This is a genomic window from Aeromonas sp. sif2416 (assembly GCF_019218665.1).
Lineage (GTDB): Bacteria > Pseudomonadota > Gammaproteobacteria > Enterobacterales > Aeromonadaceae > Aeromonas > Aeromonas encheleia.
Map to the genome: position 1 here is coordinate 1 of NZ_JAHUXC010000058.1, position 255 is coordinate 255.

At 54.9% G+C, this 255-nt stretch carries 1 protein-coding gene; it reads right to left on the reverse strand.

Going from position 1 to position 255, the window contains the following annotated elements; all coding sequences use genetic code 11:
- The coding region (locus KW821_RS21965; protein WP_218292874.1) for a hypothetical protein at positions 1 to 255 on the reverse strand (255 nt) is incomplete at both ends.

Sequence of the window (255 nt, forward strand, 5' to 3'; positions counted from 1 at the left end):
CACACCAGCTCGGGTGCCCTGGTGGCGGCAGCATTTGTCGTTGGGATAAGCGAGGTCGGAGGGCCTTTCTCAATTTGTACCGACAGGATTTCAAAGTTCAACGAGCCAGTGCCCTGCCATTGGCTGGAGCCACCAACGGACCCCCACAAGAATGAGCGCAGTGTCGATCCGACCGTTGTTGAACGATGAGTAATCTGTAGCGGTTTACCTATCTGCTCTGGAGTGATGTTCACAGTGGTGCCGGTTACTGCCATA